This window comes from Siphonobacter sp. SORGH_AS_1065, from assembly GCF_030818595.1.
Lineage (GTDB): Bacteria > Bacteroidota > Bacteroidia > Cytophagales > Spirosomataceae > Siphonobacter.
Genome location: NZ_JAUTAM010000004.1, coordinates 1,917,315 through 1,939,286, shown reverse-complemented (window position 1 = coordinate 1,939,286; position 21,972 = coordinate 1,917,315). Strand labels below are relative to the sequence as shown.

The following is a 21,972-nucleotide window of genomic DNA, read 5'->3' as shown; positions in this document are numbered from 1 at the left end:
ATCTCAAATTAACACTGCGATAGGGGCTATGCTCATATTCTACTACGTGGCTATTCAATTACTCATTACAGGGTTACTTTATCATCAAGGAATCATTCTGTCCAATTATCCTCTATATAGTATCTTTTGCTTCGTAAGTATTATAGGGCTATTGCTAGTCTATATGCTTTTTATCAGTCCGCACATTTCAAAAAATATTTCCACGCGATTAACCGAGCAAGAAAAGGACATTAGAATCCGTAGGTTCCTTTGGTTTACTGCAGGCGGTTTTCTACTATTTTTGGGTGTGATATTCTTGAATCAGCTTGTCTTTTTTCGTTTCTAAAAACGAGTTTTTCATCATACTTCGCAGTCGCTCGGCTCTGCCGAGTGACGACTTAGCTGTAGGCCTCCGGCCGTCTTACGCAAGAAGTCTATATTAGGTAACGAATCACAAATCCGGCCAGAAGTCGATCATTAGCCAAAGCCGAATACTAAAAAAGGAGAATGATTCAATTCGTAAACGGCATATCCGAAAGCACTTTTTAGCTCTACATTTACCAGCCCCAACTTACACTAGTAAATGTCAGAATTAAGAAAAACTTACCCTGAAGGCTTATTCTTCCTAAGCATTTCAGTACAAGGCTGGATTGACGTATTCATTCGGCCTTCGTACGTAGAAGAATTATTAAAAAGTCTGCGTTATTGTCAGGCCAACAAAGGATTACAGATTTATGCCTATGTCGTGATGAGTAGCCACATTCATTTGATTGCCAGTAGAAAGGAAGGCAACCTTAGTGAGGTCTTAAGAGATTTCAAAAGTTATACAGCGAAAAGAATTTTAAAGCTTATTGAAGAAAATCAACAGGAGAGTAGAAGAGACTGGCTTCTAAATCAATTACGATATTGGGCAAAGTATACGTCTCAAAACGAGCAGTATGTTTTTTGGCAAAAAACTAACCACCCTATTGCCTTATACACGCCTCAAGTGACCCGACAAAAGATGGATTACATTCACTTGAATCCTGTCGCAGCAGGTATTGTCACTGATCCGAGTCATTATTATCTCAGTAGTGCTCATCCGATGAGTCCTATAAAAGTATTACCTATATAGTTTGGTTATCAATAATGTACTTGCTTGTAACCGGCCAGAGGCCTACCCTTAGGTCGTCACTCGGCAGAGCCGAGAGACTGCGAAGTATAGTTTGGTTATCAATAATGTGCTTGCTTGTGACCGGCCAGAGGCCTTCAGCTAGGTCGTCACTCGACAGAGCCGAGCGACTGCGAAGTGTAGTTTGGTTAATCAGTAATGTGCTTGCTTGTGACTGGCCAGAGGTCTACCCTTAGGTCGTCACTCGGCAGAGCCGAGCGACTGCGGCGAGTGCAAAAGCCATTCCCTAATCCTAGGGTAAGACTATTTGCTTCGCTCTAAATGACAGTCATGAGTTGAATAAAGATGGTTTTATTGCTGCCAGCGAAAAAGCTAGCAGCAATACTTCCCTCCGCAGTCGCTCGGCTCTGCCGAGTGACGACCTAGCTGAAGGCCTCTGGCCGCCTTACGCAAGAAATTCATCAGCAACAAAACCATTCTAATACTACGACCAGAGTTTAGTAAACGTTCTTCTCCAAATGACAGCGAAGGATTAGAATTGCGGTGGCAATTCATAGCAACGGGACTCTGCGTTAACGCAGAGTCCCGTTTGTTTTCATGGCTTTTGAAAGACTCAATGTAGTTACTTATCTTGGGGTAAATCTCCCGGCGATGGATGTCCGTAATACCCTTCGTGGCAGGTATCATGAAACATGCCTTGTTGACGGAAAGATTCGAATCGGCGGGGGCCTGTTACGGCCGTTAATCCACCGAAAGTAAGGATAGCCACTACAGCGACAATCCAGGGATTCAGGTTACGTTTCATGCGTTGGGTTGTGGATTGGTAGTTGCAAAGGGACGGCAAAATCCTCGTTGTTTAAACTCGGCATATTCTTCATCGCTCATCTGGCGAATCCGGTCGGTAAAGTCACTACGCCACGGTCTGCGATGTCCCCAGTGACGAGGGCCACGAAAGAGTCTGAAAATGGCTCCGATGAATAAGAAAAAGAGAGCGATTCTCAGCAGAAAAAAAGGTAGGACAAACAGGGCACCGCCCAGTAATATTCCCGCCAGAATAGATTTTAAGATGGTGTTATTCATGGTATCATTTGTTTTCAAAGGGGAGGACGAACCTGCGAAAGAATTACTTTAACTGATGTTGATTTTTTATTCATCTCTTCCAAACCGCCTTTTCCATTCGCTTCGGAAACGAGTCCGTTCATCCTCATCCATGTTTTTCCACTTCTCCCGCCAACGCTGGTGGCCACCAAACGGCGTACGTTGAGGTCGCGGCCCGAAGCCCCCGAATAGAATTTTACTTAATACCAAAATCCCCATGGCCTGTGGATACGTCAGGGTTTTCACTGTGGTTACATCCACCAGAATATGATTCCAAAGCGTCTGCACTAGGAAAGAAAGTCCGAAAAAAGCGGCTACGAAAAACAGGGGAAAGAAAAGGCGTCGGCGTCCCATGACTTATAGTTGATTCAGTTCGTTATAAAGCTTTTCCAGTCGTTTCCGTAAATGCTGTACGGCGTATCGTTTCCGGGAAATAATCGTTTTCAGGTTTTCGCCTGTTTCATCGGCAATTTCCTGTAAGGTTTGATCTTCCAGTTCATTCCAGATAAAAACCTGTCGCTGTTTTTCGGGAAGCTCATCCAAAGCCTGCATTAATTCTTCCCAGAAAAGATCTCTGAAAAACTGGTCTTCCGGCGTCTGAGGTTCCGTCAGTAAAACCTGCCGAATGCGGTGGTCATCTTCGTCCTCTTCGTACATGGAAAGGGGTTCTTCTTTTTTCTTTCGGTACGAGTCCGTAATTTTGTTACGAGCTACCTGAAAGAGCCAACCGCTGATACTTTCGATTTCATCCAGATTTACCACCTTACTTAGCTGATACCAGACTTCCTGTAATAAATCTTCCGCATCTTCGTCGTTACGCACCTGCCCACGGATAAACCCCAGCAGTTTTCCGCCGTATTGTTTTACGGTCGAAAGAACAGTACGCGTGGAGGTTTCAGCCATGAATCAGTCCGCTTGAATAGTCGGTTACAAAGGAGAAGACGAAGGCGGGGAGAAATTACTTTAAAGAAGTTTATATTTTATTGAACTCTGTTTTTAACAGCCTGTAGAGACGTCCATTTATAGCGTCTTAGCTGGGAAATGAAAATAATTGAAAGGTAATAAAACCGCCTCTTTCCCAGACGCGACTTCATTGCGTCTCTACCAGAGTAATAAAAAAGGCCGCTAAATTTCTTCAGCGGCCTTTGGGTTGATGACTTAAATTAATTTTTCGAGGCATTACTTCCTCTGAAATTTCGCAGGTTATACGTGAACGTCAGCATAAAGTAGCGACTCAGCACCAGCGTGCGATTATCTTCTACGTAGGACGCGGTAATGTTACGACTAATGCTGTTGTTCTGTTTCAGTAAATCGAAAATCGTCAGACGGATTTCACCGCGTTGATCTTTAAGAATCTTCTGTCCAACCCCCAGATTAACCAGCGTAAAGCTACGGTCGTACCCTGCTCCCAGCCCTTTGTAAAGGGTATTGGTAACGTCAGGATTAACGGTAAAGCCCTTGCGAGAAATCCAGTTTAGACGGAAACGAGCCGTGTGTGAGAAGTAGTTACTGTTCTGCTGCGGCTGAATGGAGTAACGAACAATGTTATAAGAACCATTATACGATACCGAAAAATCCAGGTTTTCGCTAATGTTACTGCTCAGCACCGTTCCAGCATTGAAGGCGTAATTATTTGAAATGTTTGATACCTGATTGATTAAACCGGGCGTGCGGGTATAATTTACGCCACCGTTCAGGTTCAGGTTACTTTTGATGGACTGAATGGGTAAGCCCAGGTTCATAAAGGCCCGCATACTGCGATAGCCCTGCAAGTTTACCGGACGCGAGTACTGGGACCCACGCGTTAACAGAACGCCCTCGGCCAGCGTCGTATCCCGATTGGCAATAAAGGTGGAGTTAGTGATGTTATTCTGCGTAAACGTGGCAAACAAACCGCCAAAGAAGTTCACCGATTTAGCGACGTTCGTGCTGTTGTAACGCAGCGATAAGTTATTGCTGTACTCCTGTTTCAGCTCAGGGTTGCCACTGGAAATAAAGAGCGGGTTCGTGATGTCATACACGTTTTGTAACTGCGTAATGGAAGGAGCGTTGGTCGAAGTACGGTAGTTAAAACGCAGGTTTTTCGTTTGCGTAAACTTGTAGTTCAGATCCGCATTTGGTAGGAAATTCTGGAACGTTTTATTCACCGAAAATTCTCGTGGATACACCTGATTACCTGACAAATCTGCCATTTGATAATCGCCACCCAAGGTCAGGAACGCTTTGCTTGTGCGTAACCGATACGAAATTCCACCTCGATTGGTCGTGTATTGGTTATCGAAGCGGTTACTTAAAATCGTGTTGAGATTGGAATAGGACTGTGCTTGTTCGTTATAGTCAAACGTTTCTTTGTTACTCTTACTATTGGTAATTGAACCGTTATAACTGAATTGTAACTGGCTCGATTTGGAAATCGGCTCGGTATAATTCACATTAGCCGACCAGTTATTACTGTTCGTATGCGTTTCCGATTGTTGATTAATCGTGGCGAGTGAGTCGTTGATATAATAACGGTTCTGTGAAAGCTGGAAACCGTTCCGGTTATTCGTGTTCAGCGTTGTTCCTACCCCAATTGAAATCGTACGTCCGGGCTTAGCAAAACGATAGCGGTATAAGAGGTTTTGCGAGAAATTGTAGCCATTGCTATGAGCCGAAGTATTGGTATTCGTTTCCGTTAACTTAGCTCCGGTTTCGCTTTCGGTATTTATCCCGCTTACATTGCTGTTGCTGTTATTATTCTGAATACTGATACGCGGCGTCCAGATTAACGAGCTACGGGAATTGATTTGATATTCCAGCCGCAAGTTAGCCCGGTGGTTCTGGTTATTATTGGAAGAAAAGCTCGACTGATCGTAAATCTGGCCTCTGTTAGCCGTTGAAAAATACGTCCGTTGCAACACACTTTCCGTAGTATTCCGGGCCTGATTGAAAAAGTAACTACCCGTTACCTTGATTTTTTTACCCCAGTTGTCGGTATAGTTCAAGCCCAGAGCATTCGTAGAGGTAATACCACCCTGTTGACCCGTCAGGAAGTTACCGGCGGAGTTACCGCCAAATCCTCCTCCGCCACCACCAGGGTTGCCACCACCGCCGCGATTACCACCAAAATTTCCACCACCGCCAGGACGACCGCCACCACCACTGGAACCCAGAGCACCGAGTAAGTCCTGCATGGCGAAGTTTTGCTGGTTTACGTTGTTACTCAAGCCAATCAGAGAAATCCGGCGAGCTCCACTGAAGAAGTTGATATTTCCCCCCGCCGAGTAACGGTTGTCGGTTCCATACCCGCCGTATACTTTTCCAAACTGGCCGTTGTTCTTACCCGTACGCGTAGTAATGTTAATCGTCCGTTCAGCATTACCGTCATCAAAACCCGTAAACTGGGATTGGTCGCTCAGGCGGTCGAAGACCTGAATTTTATCGACAACTTCGGAAGGTAAGTTCTTCAAGGCCAGCGAAGCATCATCACCAAAAAATTCCCGACCGTCCACCAATACCCGTTTCACATCCTGCCCCTGAGCTTTGATTGTACCGTTTTCAATGGTAATGCCGGGCATTTTTGTTACCAAATCCTCCACGTTTGCATCCTTGGTTACCTTATAGGCATCAGCGTTGTAAATCAGCGTATCGGCTTTTTGTTCCACGCGTTCCTGCATGCCTTTGACCGTTACTTCTTTCAGGTTTCTGGAGTTGGAAGAAAGTTGTAAAGTTCCCAAATCCTGCACGCTGTTAAAAGGACGAATCTGAACCTGTTCGGTGTTATACCCAATGTAGGAAAGTCGTAAGCGATACGCTCCACGGCTCAGATTGGGGAAGGCAAATCGGCCATCGGCATCCGTCGTTGTGCCACTGCGTTGCGTAGAATCGCGGGCATTTATTAATAAAACCGTTACTCCGAAAAGCGAAGAGTTATCATTTTTATCCGTCACCCGACCTCTCAATTCAATGCCCTGCCCAGCCGTTGCAGGGGTCGTCGTTCGGGCCGGAACCGTCGGAGGCGGCGTAGTGGCGTCGGGCGTAGGCGTGGTATCTCGGGGAGCCGTTTGACGGGCTACATTCGCAGGAGCGGACGTTACCGGAACCGCAGGCGTGTTGGAAGGCACGGCCGATACCGGAGTGGAAGCTGGTTTAATCGTATCTGTAGTAACGCTGCCGCCCACCGTGGTTAAGGGAATCACGCCGACATCCGTAGGTACCCGCAAAGGGGCTACCTCTACTTCTTTGGCTTGAAAACCCGCCTTAGCTACCCGCAAGCGGTAAGCTGGCCCGTATTCGAGTCCTCTGAATAGAAATTTACCGGAAGTGTCTGTCTGACTTGCCAGCCGCTTGGTCGTGTCTGCGGGCTGGATGAGAACTACCTTAGCTTCGGCAACGGGTTTGCTGGAAGGCTGCGTTACGCGGCCCGAAATAGCTCCTTGCTGAGCCATAGCAGCCGTGAAATTCAGACTGATTATAAGTAAGTAGAGATAGGATTTCGTTTTCATTGTTTAACACCAGGGGTGTATCATAGAAGGCTTTTTTGCTACTGAATTGACTCTCTGATAGGGAAGGGCTGTTTAGGTTTACTAGGCTCAAAAACGGATTATGACCCGTTTCAATAATTCATCGATGAAAAGTTGTTTTGAGTAGATGAGGGATGAGTTTGAGGTTTAGGGTTGTGGGTTTGGAGTTTAGGGTTTCGTTAGTTAGTAGATTATGGTATCCCATACATGTGCTGTATATTATTATCATTTACTTCGAGTTATAAACAACATAACAACTCAAAACTTTAAACCCACAACTCAAAACCCTAACCTCCCCCTTCTTAATCGTCTGATTTTAAGAAAATACTTTCCTTATTCCGCACTAAAATATTCGTACTAGGGTTTGGGCTTTACGAGTAAGAGTCCTACGTTTGTAAGATAATTCTATTTATTCGATAGAATAAAAGCCTTATTGCATATGCAAAGTTTTCGCACTGAACTTGAAAATCCCCTGGTTGAAAAAGATATCGTTGATTTAGAGCGTAAAATCCGTCTTTTCCGGGAGGGCCAGATTCATGAAGAAAAATTCAGAAGTCTGCGGCTGGCTCGTGGTGTCTATGGACAGCGACAGCAGGGCGTTCAGATGGTACGGATTAAGTTGCCCTACGGCAAAATGACTTTCAAACAGTGGAAACGGATTGCTGATATTTCGGATGAATATTCAACGGGCAATCTTCACCTGACCACTCGCCAGGATATTCAGATTCACTTCGTAAGTCTGGATCGTACGCCTGAACTATGGGCTAACCTGGAGAAAGATGATATTACCCTCCGAGAAGCTTGTGGAAACACGGTTCGAAACGTAACGGCTTCTCCAACCGCGGGTATCGATCCCCAGGAGCCTTTTGACGTAACCCCTTACGCGGATGCTACTTTTCGTTATTTCCTGCGTAATCCGATTTGCCAGGAAATGGGCCGTAAGTTTAAGATGTCCTTCTCCAGCACAGACCAGGATACGGCTTTAGCTTACATGCATGACCTAGGCTTTATTCCTAAAATTCAGGATGGGCAGCGGGGCTTCAAGGTATATGTAGGCGGCGGATTGGGTGCTCAACCAGCTCTGGCTCATCTGTATTATGAATTCCTGCCAGCTAATCAGTTAATTCCAACAATTGAAGCGGTTTTACGAATTTTTGATCGTCATGGCGAGCGGAATAGCCGTCATAAGGCCCGTCTAAAATTCCTGCTCGCTAAAATTGGTCTGGATGAATTCAAGCGTCTGGTGGAAGAAGAATGGACGGCCCTGAAATCCAAAACTTTTGAAATTGAAGCCCCAGAAAACGAAGTGGCTCCTTTAGCGACGACGGAACCTGCCTTCGATTCGGTTGAATTGACCAACTGGTATCAATCCAACGTATTTGCTCAAAAACAGGCGGGTTATTATGGCGTATTTGTTCGCGTACCCCTGGGTAATATTCGTTCCGAAGTAAGCCGTAGTCTGATTGAACAACTGAGTCCTTACGTGGCTGATGACGTTCGCGTTACGATTAATCAGGGCTTGTTACTTCGCTTTGTGAAAGGTGAAGATTTACAAACGGTTTATGCCATCCTTGCGGCTCATGGTTTTGCTCAGGCAGGAGCCAACAGTACAGCCAATATCACCGCCTGCCCCGGAACGGATACTTGTAACCTGGCTATTTCAGATTCGACTTCGATTTCACTGGAACTGGAAAAAGTCATTCAGAACGAATTCCCTGATCTGATTTTTAATAACGACCTGTTAATCAAGATTTCGGGTTGTATGAATGCCTGTGGTCAACACAGTATGGCTCACATCGGTCTGCATGGCAGCTCGATGAAAGCTCCTGACAAACGGGTATTACCGGCTCTGCAAGTATTACTCGGCGGTGCGACGCTTGGCGATGGACAAGGTCGGGTGGCTGACAAAGTCATCAAGATTCCATCCAAACGCGGTCCTCAGGCCCTGCGTTGGTTGCTGAGCGATTACGATGCCAACGCCGAAGAAGGAGAATATTTCCACAATTATTATGACCGTCAGGGCGAAAAGTACTTCTACGGCTTACTCAAACCCCTGACCGATCTGACTACCGTAGTTGACAGCGATTTCGTTGACTGGGGCCAGACGGGTGCATTTGCCACCGAAATTGGAGTTGGAGAATGTGCCAGCGTCATTATTGACCTGGTAGCAACGCTGATTTTTGAAGCGGAAGAAAAATACGACTGGGCCAAGGCCGCTTTTGAAGAAGGTCGTTACGCCGATTCAATTTACCACAGCTACAGCGTCTTTGTTTCGGGAGCGAAAGCTTTATTGCTCGATAAAAGCGTAAACGTTAGCACGCAGCACGCGGTGATTAAGGAATTTGATAAGCAGTACGTAGAAACCGGAGAATTTACCTTTGGTGGTAAAACGTTTACCGAAAAGACGCTGCAAATCAACCAGAATGAACCCTCGGCAGAATTCGCAGCCCGTTTCCTGGCCGAAGCACTTGAATTTATTCAACGGGCCCGTAGCGTACGCGAAGAAGCCGTCGCTACCAAGGCCTGAGTTTATACGAATGAGCAAAAAAATAAACCCTAAACTGACCGTCGTTGGAGCAGGGCCGGGAGACCCTGATCTCATCACCCTGAAAGCGGTGAAAGTCCTGCAACAGGCTCAGGTAGTACTTTACGATGCCCTGATTGATCCCGTATTACTCGACCATTGTTCTCCCGATACGGAGAAGATTTACGTTGGCAAACGCCCCGGACAGAGTTTTTCACAGGAACGTATCAATGATCTGATTGTGGAGAAAGCCTATGCGTCGGGTCACGTCGTGCGGCTCAAAGGCGGCGATCCTTTCGTTTTTGGTCGGGGTCAGGAGGAAATCGAATACGCCCGTCAGTTTGGGATTGAAACGGATTATGTTCCCGGCATTTCTTCGGCTCTGGCCGTGGCCGGAACTGCCGGAATTCCCATGACCGCCCGGGGCGTAAGCGAGAGTTTCTGGGTCATTACTGGCACAAAAACCGATGGTTCGCTTTCTCGTGATCTTTGCCTGGCCTTATGCACCACCGCAACCGTAGTGGTACTGATGGGCATGAATAAGCTGGAAGAAATCGCTGAGCTTTGCTGCAAAATGGGTAAAGCTGATTTACCCGCTGCCATTCTGCAAAACGGCACCACGGCCGAGCAACGAACGGCTCTCCGCACGGCTCAGGAGTTACCCCGGCTGGCATTAGAACACAAGCTATCTAATCCAGCAGTGATTGTTCTGGGAGAAGTCGTTCGTTATGGGTATCGAAGTAACGACGCCGAATGGCAGGATTTCCTGAAAAACGGTAACTTATTTTCGTAACATTTTACGAAATTTTTGAATACACCAGGCAGTCGGGAATCCCGGCTGCCTATTCTTTTTACGCCGAACCTTTCCAGAATCGGAACCGTTTTATCAGGAATGCTACATTTGCAGATTGATGGAAGGCAAAGAAGATCATGAATAAAGAAGTATTCTTTCAGGACTGGGGCCTACGGGATTATCAGTCCTCCTGGGACGAGCAGGAACGCACCTTAGCAGCAGTAGTAGCCCGAAAAGTAGAGAACCGAAAGTTACCCGAAGCGGAACAGGTGCCTACGTCGAATTACCTGTTTTTTGTGCAACATCCGCCTGTTTTTACCTTAGGCAAAAGCGGTAAACCTGAGCACTTGTTACAAACCGAGCCCGAGCTGGAAAGCAAAGGCATTCATTACTATAAAATTAATCGGGGTGGAGACATTACCTTCCACGGGCCGGGCCAACTGGTAGGTTACCCCATTCTCGACCTGGATAATTTCAAACCCGACATTCATTGGTACATGCGGACGCTGGAAGAAGCCATCATCCGTACCTGTGCCGACTACGGTCTTGCCGCAGGTCGCATTGATGGCCTGACCGGCGTCTGGCTGGATTATTTGGAACAGAAAAATCCAAGGAAAATCTGTGCGATGGGCGTGAAAGCCAGCCGCTGGGTAACCATGCACGGTTTCGCCCTGAACGTAAATACTGAACTCGCTTTCTTTGATTACATCGTTCCCTGCGGCATTGAAGATAAAGCCGTTACCTCGTTGGCGAAGGAAGTAGGCCATGAGCTTGATTTCAACGAAGTTGCTCAACGCGTAAAAACGCACTTGGCCGAGTTATTTGAAATGACTATTATCGAATCCAAGGCACACGCATAAGTCCTTCCAGGAATGGGCTTATCGTTCGCAGAAATGTGAGATTGGATGCCTTGAAAAAATACGTTTCCCAATGAAAAAAGACATTCCTTTTTTACCCGTTGAAGGAGTAAAAGTAGCCATCACCCGCGATGTTAACGAGGCCAATGCAGCCGAATGGCGGGTGTATCTGATTAACAAAAATGAGGTTCCCATTACCAATGTTTTCGTCACTTCCCGGGGTTATAGCAATTCCGATCAGCTGGGCGAAGCACCTCAGCAAACCTCTACTTTACGGCATTTTTATAAAGAAATTCCCGCGAATGGGCATCAGGCAGTCGAGTTAATTGACCCCGCCGTTTTTCATTTAACGAACGAATACTGGGTAAGTTACTTTATTGATAATCAGATTTATGACAAGCGTTTCATTTTCGTTCCGGGTAGCCTCGACGAACAACATCTGATTTCCATTACCCAATTGCAACGCGAAGGCGTCCTTCACGATTAATCTTATTGCTTATACCTAGCAAGCTATCTAAAATTTATAATGGAAGACCTTCATGCGAATCAAGGCTTCTGAAACTTTGATGGATAACGGCAGGTAAACTCTTCCTTGTCGTGGGAACGAGATGAAATTTCGCACCAGTGATTAACCCTCAACTGTCCTGTCAAATGCAGGGAGAGACTTTGGGTGGAATGGGGCGGAGCTGACTTAATAAAGTTACCGCCTAACTCAACAAGCTCGCAAAAGGTCATAAGGTTCTTCGTTTCGCTCGGAATGACAGACGCTGGTGATAAGTAATGATGTGTCCTTCAGGTATGAAATGGATTTAAATACACAATCGTGTCCCCGGATTTCATCCAGAGAAGCAGCATTTATTTATATCTTATTTTTAGACAATCTCTAAAAGCGGCTCTTATTCAAATTAAGAGCCGCTTTTGAGGTAGAACCGCTATTTATTTAAGATCTTGTAATGATTTCATAATCTATAATTTGGCTGTAAAGTACTGACTATCAATCGATCAACCAATAACTATCAACTAGTTACTAAATAGGTTTTACAATAGAGGGGCTTCTTCGTTATTTCGGAGCATGATTTAAAAGCCACCTACACCCTACGCTATGTCTCCCCTTGAGTTTCGGGCCTTTACCAAACAGTTATTATTCATCGATATTGAAACTGTTGCCGGGAAAGCCGATTTTACCGAACTTCCTGAACGCCTCCAGAAAGAATGGATTCGAAAAGCCGGAAGGCTAAAAAACGATGAAGAGCGTACCGAAGCCGAGCTTTACCCGGAACGGGCCGCGATTTACGCCGAGTTTGGCAAAATCATTGTCATCGGCCTGGGCTTTTTTCATTGGGATGAAAACGACGAACTCACCTTCCGTGTCCGCACATTTCACGGTCATGAGGAGGCCGAAGTTTTGCAACAATTCTGTGATCTGATTGAGAAGCGTTACTCACCCAAACTGACCCTTTGTGCCCACAATGGCCGCGAATTTGATTACCCTTACCTATGCCGCCGATTGATGGTGCAAGGCTTGAAAATTCCCAAACCACTGTGGAATCCGAACTGGAAACGTTATGATAACCCCCATCTGGACACAATGGAGTTCTGGAAGTTTGGCGATTATAAAAACTTCACCAGCCTGGAGTTACTAGCGGCTTTATTTGAAATTCCTTCCAGCAAAGAAAATCTTTCCGGCGACCAGGTTAATGCAACCTATTACCAGCAAAACGGCCTTACCGCAATCGCTGAATATTGCCGGGAGGACGTCGTTGTTTTGGCTCAGCTTTACTTACGTTTCAATCGTTTCCCCCTTCTTCCAGAAGAGCAGATTTTCAGACTTGCCTAATTTCTTTTATCAGTTTTCATAAAGCCTATACCTGACCACTATTACCATATTATTTCTTATTTATTACTCCTGATTCTTACCCTATTTAGATGTATTCCTACCCGTAAAACGAACGTAACGATAAAACCCCAGCATCAAATTCAATTCAATGCTGGGGCAGGTACTGCAAGTCAAAACTAGGACTAGCGGCAAACTAGTCACTCATCCTTACGATTTAATGGCATAGAAGCTCTTGGAAACCGGAGCTTCTATTTTTTTAGCAGGATCTACCGCAGCCATCAGTTCCGAAAGATTGGAGATTTTTCCAGCTAGAATTCCCTGCTGCTTGGCAGGTAACTTGCAGAATGTAACAATGGCTTGTGCTTCATCTTCAGCCAGGCGACGGCTTTCAACCAGTACGTAGGTACGATAAAGAACCCGAATGGTGAGGTAATTGAGAATGATTAGAGCCGTTCCCGTTCCATGACGAAACGCTCGCTGGAAATACGCGGGATGATAGGCTTCTCCTTTCAGTTCAAGACGGACGTGACTGTGGGGAAAATATTGTTCCGTCACTTCACGAAATCCGTTCTCAAACAACAAGTTGATAAGGCTGTCAGAAGGAGTATACTGGTGCATAATCAAAGAGGGCAATTTGTACCAAAGATAATGAGAGATATACTCTATTATAAATCGCTTTGTTTCAGACCTTTTACTGAAAAGTAATACCTCTTTTTTGAAAAATGATTGCATAATTTTCCTCTCCCATTCATTACTAAATTGTAAAGTACTTTTTGCTAAAGCATTGCTTTATAATCAGATAGCCTAAAAAAATGTATGCAAGCATACATTTCCCATGGAGCAAGCTTTTCTTGTCAGCCATCTACTTCTGTTTCCACAACATCAGGCCTTGCAATAAAAAGCTACGGGAGTGAGTATGTGAGTAGGCGTATGTTCGTATTAGCTAATCCTCTCTAATAGCTAAGGGCCGGTAAGGTCATCAACGGGTGCAGTCAACAATTAACAATTTTTTAATAGATAAAAAACTCGTCTCATTAAGACGTATAGTCTAGTAAATAAATTTCACGTTATTGCGTTCTATTACCTTGAATGTCTTCAGGGAACCTTAGAAATGCAATAAAACGTTAGGGTCTTGTAAGGTCCTTATTCTATTTTCTGTTTTACAAATAGGCATTATTTTAAAATAAACGCAGATTTCTAAATGCATTTATTTTTTTTGTCCAATTTGCTTTTAAAAATACAATTATTAGTTTTGTCCTATATTCAGAAAGGCCACACTTTCGAAATTCACCAGGCCTTACCCCATCGCAATGGAAGATTACAATAAAATCATTGAGTCGCTGGGCGTCCGATTTATCAAGGCCCGGCACATTCGGATGCAACAAGCCATCCGTATCAAAAACTTTTATGACATCGAAAACTCCCTGTTGATTCTATACGACGGAGAGGTGTCATTTGGAGAAGATGGTATCCGGGCAGAGCCTGGCGATATGCTCTTCATTCCTGGGGGTAAAGCTTTAAGCATTACTTACGGCAGCAGCGAAAACCCTAAAAGCATTTCCAACGAAGAGTTTCTGACCTTCCGGGAACGCTATTTCGACTCCCGTCGTGACCCTGCTGAAATCGGGAAAATCCCCCATTCCTTTGGTCTGGTGGCATTTGAAGCTAAGGTTTTCGACTCGGTTAACTTTTTTACGTCCTTAGATGTACCTCCCTTTCTCATCAAAGGCGAGGAGTCACTGGCTCACGCTCTGAAAGAAATTCTCGCGGAGGATTTCCGTGACGAAGCAGGCCGGGGCCGGATCATCAAGATCAAGACGGAAGAAATCGTTATCAATATCATTCGTTACATCCTGAAGCACCGTCTGTTTGTAGAGCAATTAGCCACCAACAGTACGTACTTCAAAGATCCTCGTCTGATCGATATTTTCACGTACATCAAAGACAACATCGGCGGCGATCTGTCTAATAAGGTACTAGCAAACGTAGCTAACGTATCGGAAGATTACGTAGGTCAGTACTTCAAGATGCTGACGGGTATTAACCCTCAGGATTACATTGAGTATCAACGCATGGAAGCTGCCGTAAACCTGTTACGCACTTCGAAGAAGAGCATTCGGGCTATCGGTGCGGAAGTAGGCTACAAAGACACCGCGTATTTTTGCCGTCGCTTCAAAATGATGTTTGGCATTCCTGCGGGCAAAATGCGTCGTCGGGAATCGCTGATGAATCTGTAAGCGAAGTTCTTTACAAAGAAAAATCCCCGATCAGCCTAGGGCTAATCGGGGATTTTTCTTTGTATTCAAGGCTATTAGAAGCCGCCCTGATCGTAGAAACTCCGGCGGCGGGATAGCTTCAGGTCTTTCAGCATGGCCGAACGTACGCGTAATTCGAAGTTATAGTTCCCCCCCCGCAGGTTTTGGGCAATAGGCGTCCAGTTGAAGGAGGCTTCCCAGCAGTGCAGGTTACGGGTCAGACCGATGTTGGTTAATGACGGAGCGTTCTGCACGAAATCCCAGCCCGTAGTAAACGTCATGGCCCAGTTTTCCGTCAGTTTAATATCGCCGTTCATACTCAGCGTCTGGAACTTCTGAGCCCGAGCCAAACCGTATTTGGTATAGCTAAAGTTGTAACTCACGTTGACATTCCAGGGGACATCCCAGTCAATATACAACTGTGGATTACTCTGAATAAACCGCATTTCGGCATCACTAACGCCTTCGGGTTTCTTCTTTTGCTGGTCTTTATTATCTTTATTTTTCTTCTGGCCCCCTTTAAAACCCGTGCTGAAACCAATATTCATGGTTTGCAAAGCGGCCAGTCCTTTACCACTCGCTACTCTCAATCGGTTCACCCTTCGCCCACTCAACAGGTATTCATCCTGAACAACGTCGTAAGGGTCAAAACTGGAAGCAAAGTTCACATTATACTTTTTAAGGATAACGGTATTTGCCACCAACGACAGATTCGAGAGATTAAAGGAGTCCGCCAGGAAGTTATAACTCCCCGAAAGGCCGAAGTTATCCAGCAGGTTCACTTTCTGGAAAGCCTCTTTGGCCGTATCTGATTTGGCCCGAACTTTCATTTCCAGCTGGTTGGTCAAACTAAAGCTGGCCGAAGCCGCCTGACCTACCCCCCCACTGTAGTTACTAAATTTGGATAATAGACGCGTATCGCCCCGTTCGTTAATCTGTACTTTCTGATAAAATTTACTTGATAAATCTGGCGTATAACTCAAACTAATGGAAGGAGCAAAGGTATGGCGAATGGCCTCCAAACGACCTAGATTTTTGAAGTAATAGGTGCCATACACCCGTGTATTAATGCCCAACGAAGTAGAATAACTATACGCAGGAGCAACTCGGTTCAGCGTATCCACAAATACCCCACCACTGTCTGATACCATTCCTTTGTAGATAATTCCTCCGGGTTTGATATAACGATAACTAAACTGCTTGGTATAAAGGTTACCCTGCAAACTTACGCCTGGCGTTACGTTGATGTAACGAGCTATTTTGAAGTTAGGCAAGGAAATAGGAATGGAAAACGTAGTAGTTACCTGGCTGTTTCTCAGAATCTTAGGCAGGTTTTCCAGATTGAACGGTATATTACCTACTACTAGAGTCGTTGGAGCTACGGAGGAAGTAGTCGTAGTATTTATCGTATTAGGGAAGTAGTTCGCAATTCGGAATTCGTTGCCAAAGGAGCTATTACTCACAATCTGAGGCTGAATGCGATTCGTGATATCCACATTACTAGACAAGTTCAATCCTAAACGAAACGATTCATACCAGGCCGGAGTGATGGCTTTCTTACGGCGAAAAGGCTGGAACTGGGTAACTGCTGCATTCACCCCTACCCCTGCCGTCAGTTCCCGCGTTGTTACGTTCTGGTTTACCCGGAAGTTGGCACTGGTTTGAATGAACTGACCAAAATTATGGGAATACTGAACGGAAGACCCGAAGACGTTCTGCTGGTAACGCCCCAAACCGGTCGAAGTCGTCAGGTTTTGTTCGTTGTTACGGGTATAGTTACTACTGGCAATGTTAACCGAAGCCGAAAAACTATAGGGCCGACCTAGCGTTTGTGGGGTGTGAGACCATTGCACGCTGAAGTCATTCGAAATCGTACGGTTTGGACCGATCTCATCTCCTGACTTGTTATGGTTATAAATCAGACTGAAGTTACCGCTGTATCTGTATTTTTTGATGTAATTCCCCTGCGAACCAGCTCCCCAGCCTCCTTTGGAATAAAGCTGGCCCGTAAACCTTAGCCCCAGGTTATCATTAGCCGCCCAGTAATACCCGAAGTCCCGAAGATAAAACCCCCGGTTTTGCGGTTCCTCGCCGTAGTTTCCCAGAATAAAACCAGATTTACGTTTTTCGGAAAAAGGGAAGAAGCCAAACGGTAATCCCAGCGGTAGCTGAATTCCCGCAATAACTAAGTTGAAAGGCCCGGATATGACCTGCCTATTATCGCCTTTCCCCTGCACAAGCTTGATCCTCGGAGCCTGAATGCCGTAGTGCGGATGTAATAAGTCGCAGGTGGTATAAAAGGCTCCCCTCAGGAAGAAGTTATTAGAGCTATCTTTTTTGACAATTCGCCCCCGCACGTTTCCTTCGCCCTGCTTGGTTACGATGGTTTTAATGGCGGCTCGTTTGGTCTTGAAATTGTAACGGATTTCGCTGGTATTGTAGGTGTCGGCTCCCTGCTCGAAAATAGGTTCACCGATAACTTTCCCAGTCGAATCTTTTCGGCCAATGGCGTAAACCTCATTCGTTTCCCAGTTAAGCCTGATATAATCCGCTTTGAGGTGAATGTCCTGATAATCCACTTTGGCATCCCCAAAAAGTTCGACAATCCTTTCATCGAACAGCGAAACCGTGGAATCCCGGGCAGAGTATTCGACTTTAGCCTGTAAATCACTATCATCAGCCAGCGAATCAGGTTTGGCAATCTTCGCGGAGTCGGCGGGAGTAAGCGGTTTTAAAGAATCGGCGGCTACGGGTCGTCGAACACCTCCAAAAGGCAAAGCCATACGTTTTGATCCCGGACGTTGTCCCCAGGCCTGCAAACCGAGCAACACAAAAAAGATCAAAAGAAAACTGTTCTTCAACGTTTCTGAAATTTAATAACCATTCAATGAGCCCGTTTTTTAGACAGGGGATTGGAAAACTTTCTAAAGAATTTTCCGTTGACACTTAATAAATCATTGAGAATTCCCAACTAAAATAAAAGCGAAGATAAGACACTGACTTTGGCTTTGCCGGTCATGTAATAGCTTTTTCCTTTAAATTTGTCGGGCAAAAATACAGAGTAACTCTTCCAACCTTTTGCAGCATGCGTGAAAAAAGCCAGTTAAAGTGTGTTAATGTATGGCCCCTTCTGGGTTTAGTAATCTTTCTCTTTAGTTTTCAGGCGAATCAATCGTCCGAAAGACCCATCCCTACCCATACAGCTCCCAGTGAAGAAAACCTGCGGACGGTAGTGATTGACGCGGGTCATGGCGGTAAAGATCCGGGGGCTATCGGCAAAAATGGAACCCGTGAAAAGAACGTCGTACTGGCCATTGCTCTGGGTGTTGGGCAGATGATTAAAGATCATTACCCCAACGTCAAAGTTATTTATACCCGAAAAAGCGACGTTTTTGTAGAGTTACACGAACGTAGTGCTATTTCTAACCGAAATAAGGCGGATCTGTTTATTTCCATTCACGCCAACGCCCTCACTCGCCGGGATTATTACGGAACGGAAACCTACGTAATGGGTTTGCACAAATCCGAACAAAACCTGGCCGTAGCAAGGCGAGAAAACGCCGTAATTCTTCAGGAAGCCAACTATCAGAAGAAGTATAACGGCTTCGACCCTTCTTCGCCGTTGGGAGCAATCATGCTCGAAAACTATCAGAATGCTTATCTGTCAAGTAGCCTTAATTTTGCCTCGAAAGTAGAACGTTATTTCAAACGAGCAGATCGCATTAGCCGCGGCGTAAAACAGGCTGGATTCCTGGTTCTGTGGGAAACGGCTACTCCGTCCGTACTGATCGAAACGGGGTATTTATCTAACCCTACGGAAGAAGCCTTTTTAGCCAGCGAAGACGGTCAGGATAAACTCTCAAAAGCCATTTTCCAGGCCTTCGAACAGTATAAAAATGATATGGATAACTAGGTTAGTTGTTAGTTTTGGGTTGTTAGTAACCACCTACTACTTTGCGTGATGAGGCTACTTGTTCAATCGAGTTACCAGTCACTACTCTGATTATCAACGATTCACCCAACAACGAATAACCATCCACTTACAACTTCACCCAAATGCTTCTCCGACTGATTCGTCAGAATTATTCGTTTTTTCTGCCTTATGTAATCCTTCTGATTGTGGTGGGAAGTATGCTGTCGCAACTGGACCGAACCGTACTCATGCGATGGATAAACGGGTATAATCATCCGTTCTGGGATCGTTTTTTCTATTACCTGACCGATCTGGCCGATGGAGCCACTGGTTTTGGTGTAGCCGTGGGTTTATTATTCGTCCGCTTCCGATGGGCTTTAGCGGCGGGTTTATCTTTCCTGCTGGCGGGCGAGTTTACGCAACTTCTTAAACACGTTTTTTACGAAGGCGAATTACGCCCCAGTGCTTTTTACAAAAATTCGGGCTGGGCTTTTCACACGGTTGAAGGATTGAACCTGCACAGCGTTAACAGCTTTCCCTCGGGCCATTCTACCTCGGTTTTTGCTCTTTGCTGCTTATTAACGCTTCTGGTTACCAACAAAAACTGGGGTTGGCTTTTTCTGGGAATAGCCGTCTTGGGAGCGTACTCCCGGGTCTATTTATTTCAGCATTTTGTGGTTGACATTTACGTCGGCTCCATCATCGGAACAGTAACCACTTTAGTCGTTTTCGCCGGGCTGGAATCCTATTGGAAAAATCACCCCAAGACCTGGTTAGACCGAAGGGTACGACTTCGAAGATCCCTATAACTAAAAAGGCAACTGCTTGAGTCAGTTGCCTTTTTAGTTATTACTTCGCCGCTCCTTCGAGCTTATATACCCAGGCATACTGACAAGGTATCGTCACTGGGGTCAGGCTAGGTGCCGTAATGCTTAGTTTGCTACCCTTCATACTGGTTTTAACTTCGCCTTTATACCCTAGCAGCGTTACGCGTTTCGGCGTGTTAATGTTTTCTACGGGAATGGTATCCATCCATTCTGTCGTCAGTACATAAATATCTTTTCCTTTTTGGGTGAAGAAAACTTTGTTACCCTTCCTGAAGGCTGGAGCCTGTGCCCAGGCACGCGTACCGTAGATCGCCTGGTCATTCACTTTCATCCAATCGCCCATATCTTTGAGCCGTTGCTGCATAATGACTGGAATTCGTCCATCGGCGGTGGGGCCAATATTCAGTAGTAAATTTCCTCCCCGAGCTACTTTTTCCACAAGTATGTGGATAAGTTGAGCGGAAGACGAATAATCTTCTAAAATCTCCGCCCGGTTATACCCAAATGAACCCCCAATGCCCCGGCATTCTTCCCAGGGACGGCTGAATTTCATGTTATCTGCATTACCCTCGTGCACTAAATCGTACTCTGTAGTGTAGAAGCCTCCGTGCTTAGAACGCGTTTCCTTGCCCCAGCGGTCATTTACCACTACCGTTTCCTTCACAGGCGACTCATTATAAAGCCAAGCTAGGAACTCCGTACTTTTCCACACCTCTGATGGATGATCCCACTCCCCATCCGTCCAAACCACATCGGGCTTATAGGTAGTCACTAAGTCTTTTAACTGCGGAATCATGTGGTTATCCACATACTTATCCACATCTTTTCTATACAAGGGGTTATACCATTCATACAGCGAATAGTAGTAACCCATATGCAAACCTTTCTCTTTTACCGCTGCCGTTAGATCCCCCAGCAAATCGCGGTGAGGGCCGACATCTACGGCATTCCAGTTCCAGGACTGGGCACTGGGCCAAAGGGCAAAACCCTCATGGTGCTTGGAAGTCAAGACCACATATTTGGCTCCCGATTGCTCAATGATTTTCGCCCACTCATTCGGTTTAAATAACTCGGCCTTAAAATCTTTCACAAAATCCTGATACTTGAAATCCGCTCCGTATACCCGATCATGAAATTTTTGGAAAATAGGAGACGTCCGGCCTTTCTTATCCTGCCATTTCCACCAGTACCATTCAGAATACTGGTCGTAAACGCCGTCAATGTCACGGGCGGTGGGAGCAAAAGAGGGCACCGAGAATAAACCCCAGTGAATAAAAATTCCAAATTTGGAATCCTCAAACCAGCCGGGAATGGGCCGGGAGTCGATAGAAGCCCAGTTGGCTTCGTATTTTTTCTGGGCAAAAGCTTCCATCGAACAGAGGAGTAAAAGCGATAAGAAGATTTTTTTCATGTGTTTAGAGGAATAGAGATGTACGTACAAAAGAGTACGAAATAGAATTCCTACTCTGAGGATTAATGTTTTCTATAAGGCATCTTCAAAATGTTCGATTTCAGTTTTTGTTCGACTCATACTGATGGCAATGACATCAAACCGGATATTTCCCCGCCAGTTGGTTTCGTAGACAAATTGATCCGCCGCTTTTTTGATGCGTTCTATTTTTTTAGGCGAGACAAACGACTCAGGATAACCGTAGGAAAGATTGGTTCGGGTTTTTACTTCGACAAACAAAATCCAGTCGTCTTTTCGAGCGATCAGGTCAATCTCGGCCCGCCCAGCCCGATAATTCTGGTGAATGATTTCATAACCTTTAGCTTGCAGGATCTGAGCCGCCAGTGCTTCGCCTTTTTGGCCTAATTGAGTCGTGGTTAACACAAAATTTAGGATAGGTTGGTGGAACGTAAAGGAAAGATGGCAAGATTTGAAGGTAAACCCAACGATTGGCTTCATGAAACCCCGATTAACCATTGAATATTGCCCCAAATGCGGCTGGCTATTACGCTCGGCCTGGCTGGCACAGGAGTTATTGACCACCTTTACCGAAGAACTGGGGGAAGTCGCCCTGAGGCCCGCCGAAGTTTCCGGTCGATTCAAGATTTACATCAATGACGAAGAAATTTTTGACCGGAAACGAGCGGGCGGTTTTCCCGAAATAAAAGAACTAAAACAGCAGGTCCGCGACCTGATTGCTCCCGAAAAACCCCTCGGTCATTCCGACAAGAAAGCCTGATTAATAGTTGATGGTTTTTAGCCGCTGCGATTGCCAAACTATCAACTGATATTCAATACTTTACAACCGTCTGTTATTTATTACAAG

General features: G+C 45.5%; 19 protein-coding genes. 10 read left to right on the top strand and 9 right to left on the bottom strand.

Annotated features, from left to right (window positions below; translation table 11 throughout):
• Window positions 1–562: 562 nt before the first annotated feature.
• Window positions 563–1,093, top strand: coding sequence for a transposase (locus QE390_RS08755; protein ID WP_307141868.1), 531 nt, complete (start codon window positions 563–565; stop codon window positions 1,091–1,093).
• A 619-nt stretch (window positions 1,094–1,712) separates the two neighbouring features.
• Here QE390_RS08755 and QE390_RS08750 read toward each other — a convergent pair.
• From QE390_RS08750 to QE390_RS08730, 5 genes are all read right to left on the bottom strand, one after another.
• On the bottom strand, window positions 1,713–1,895 hold the full coding sequence (locus QE390_RS08750) for a hypothetical protein (protein WP_307141867.1): 183 nt from the start codon (window positions 1,893–1,895) through the stop codon (window positions 1,713–1,715).
• Window positions 1,892–2,170: a hypothetical protein gene (locus tag QE390_RS08745; protein WP_307141866.1), complete on the bottom strand. Its 279-nt coding sequence runs from the start codon at window positions 2,168–2,170 to the stop codon at window positions 1,892–1,894. The genes QE390_RS08750 and QE390_RS08745 overlap by 4 nt, the downstream gene beginning before the upstream one ends.
• A 66-nt stretch (window positions 2,171–2,236) precedes the next feature.
• A complete protein-coding gene (locus QE390_RS08740) occupies window positions 2,237–2,542 on the bottom strand; it encodes a hypothetical protein (protein WP_307141865.1) in 306 nt (101 codons plus the stop codon).
• Between the two features lie 3 nt (window positions 2,543–2,545).
• Window positions 2,546–3,091 carry an RNA polymerase sigma factor gene (locus QE390_RS08735; protein WP_106638424.1) on the bottom strand — a complete coding sequence of 182 codons (546 nt, stop codon included), beginning with the start codon at window positions 3,089–3,091 and terminating at the stop codon, window positions 2,546–2,548.
• Between the two features lie 260 nt (window positions 3,092–3,351).
• Window positions 3,352–6,672, bottom strand: a complete 3,321-nt coding sequence (locus QE390_RS08730; protein ID WP_307141864.1) for a TonB-dependent receptor domain-containing protein — start codon at window positions 6,670–6,672, stop codon at window positions 3,352–3,354.
• Window positions 6,673–7,129: 457 nt separating this feature from the next.
• On the opposite strand from QE390_RS08730, the gene QE390_RS08725 reads away from it, so the two are divergent.
• From QE390_RS08725 to QE390_RS08705, 5 genes are all read left to right on the top strand, one after another.
• On the top strand, window positions 7,130–9,217 hold the full coding sequence (locus tag QE390_RS08725) for a HEPN domain-containing protein (RefSeq protein WP_307141863.1): 2,088 nt from the start codon (window positions 7,130–7,132) through the stop codon (window positions 9,215–9,217).
• A 10-nt stretch (window positions 9,218–9,227) separates the two neighbouring features.
• Window positions 9,228–10,007 carry a uroporphyrinogen-III C-methyltransferase gene (gene cobA / locus QE390_RS08720; protein ID WP_307141862.1) on the top strand — a complete coding sequence of 260 codons (780 nt, stop codon included), beginning with the start codon at window positions 9,228–9,230 and terminating at the stop codon, window positions 10,005–10,007.
• Between the two features lie 137 nt (window positions 10,008–10,144).
• On the top strand, window positions 10,145–10,867 hold the full coding sequence (gene lipB, locus QE390_RS08715) for a lipoyl(octanoyl) transferase LipB (protein ID WP_106638419.1): 723 nt from the start codon (window positions 10,145–10,147) through the stop codon (window positions 10,865–10,867).
• Window positions 10,868–10,937: 70 nt separating this feature from the next.
• Entirely contained in the window at window positions 10,938–11,351 is a 414-nt protein-coding gene (locus QE390_RS08710) for a hypothetical protein (RefSeq protein ID WP_307141861.1), read from the top strand.
• Window positions 11,352–11,966: 615 nt separating this feature from the next.
• On the top strand, window positions 11,967–12,701 hold the full coding sequence (locus QE390_RS08705; RefSeq protein WP_307141860.1) for a 3'-5' exonuclease: 735 nt from the start codon (window positions 11,967–11,969) through the stop codon (window positions 12,699–12,701).
• A 207-nt stretch (window positions 12,702–12,908) separates the two neighbouring features.
• Here QE390_RS08705 and QE390_RS08700 read toward each other — a convergent pair whose 3' ends face one another.
• On the bottom strand, window positions 12,909–13,319 hold the full coding sequence (locus tag QE390_RS08700) for a hypothetical protein (protein ID WP_106638415.1): 411 nt from the start codon (window positions 13,317–13,319) through the stop codon (window positions 12,909–12,911).
• Between the two features lie 692 nt (window positions 13,320–14,011).
• Between QE390_RS08700 and QE390_RS08695 the strand changes: the two genes are divergently transcribed.
• Complete coding sequence (locus QE390_RS08695) at window positions 14,012–14,938, top strand: AraC family transcriptional regulator (protein WP_106638414.1); 927 nt, start codon at window positions 14,012–14,014, stop codon at window positions 14,936–14,938.
• A 74-nt stretch (window positions 14,939–15,012) separates the two neighbouring features.
• On the opposite strand, the gene QE390_RS08690 is transcribed toward QE390_RS08695, so the two are convergent.
• Window positions 15,013–17,739, bottom strand: coding sequence for a putative LPS assembly protein LptD (locus QE390_RS08690; protein WP_307141859.1), 2,727 nt, complete (start codon window positions 17,737–17,739; stop codon window positions 15,013–15,015).
• A gap of 302 nt (window positions 17,740–18,041) precedes the next feature.
• Here QE390_RS08690 and QE390_RS08685 point away from each other — a divergent pair, with 302 nt between their 5' ends.
• Together QE390_RS08685 and QE390_RS08680 are read left to right on the top strand one after the other, a co-directional pair.
• On the top strand, window positions 18,042–18,869 hold the full coding sequence (locus QE390_RS08685) for an N-acetylmuramoyl-L-alanine amidase (RefSeq protein WP_307141858.1): 828 nt from the start codon (window positions 18,042–18,044) through the stop codon (window positions 18,867–18,869).
• Window positions 18,870–19,012: 143 nt separating this feature from the next.
• The gene (locus tag QE390_RS08680) at window positions 19,013–19,678 is read left to right on the top strand and encodes a phosphatase PAP2 family protein (protein WP_307141857.1); all 666 of its coding nucleotides are present in this window, start codon (window positions 19,013–19,015) and stop codon (window positions 19,676–19,678) included.
• 40 nt (window positions 19,679–19,718) lie between these two features.
• Here the strand turns inward: QE390_RS08680 and QE390_RS08675 are convergent, their stop codons facing one another.
• Both QE390_RS08675 and QE390_RS08670 read right to left on the bottom strand, forming a co-directional pair.
• A complete protein-coding gene (locus QE390_RS08675) occupies window positions 19,719–21,107 on the bottom strand; it encodes an alpha-L-fucosidase (protein WP_307141856.1) in 1,389 nt (462 codons plus the stop codon).
• A 72-nt stretch (window positions 21,108–21,179) separates the two neighbouring features.
• Window positions 21,180–21,605, bottom strand: a complete 426-nt coding sequence (locus QE390_RS08670) for a YraN family protein (protein WP_307141855.1) — start codon at window positions 21,603–21,605, stop codon at window positions 21,180–21,182.
• Between QE390_RS08670 and QE390_RS08665 the strand changes: the two genes are divergently transcribed.
• On the top strand, window positions 21,604–21,885 hold the full coding sequence (locus QE390_RS08665; protein WP_106638407.1) for a SelT/SelW/SelH family protein: 282 nt from the start codon (window positions 21,604–21,606) through the stop codon (window positions 21,883–21,885). The genes QE390_RS08670 and QE390_RS08665 overlap by 2 nt on opposite strands.
• The last annotated feature ends 87 nt before the right edge of the window (window positions 21,886–21,972 follow it).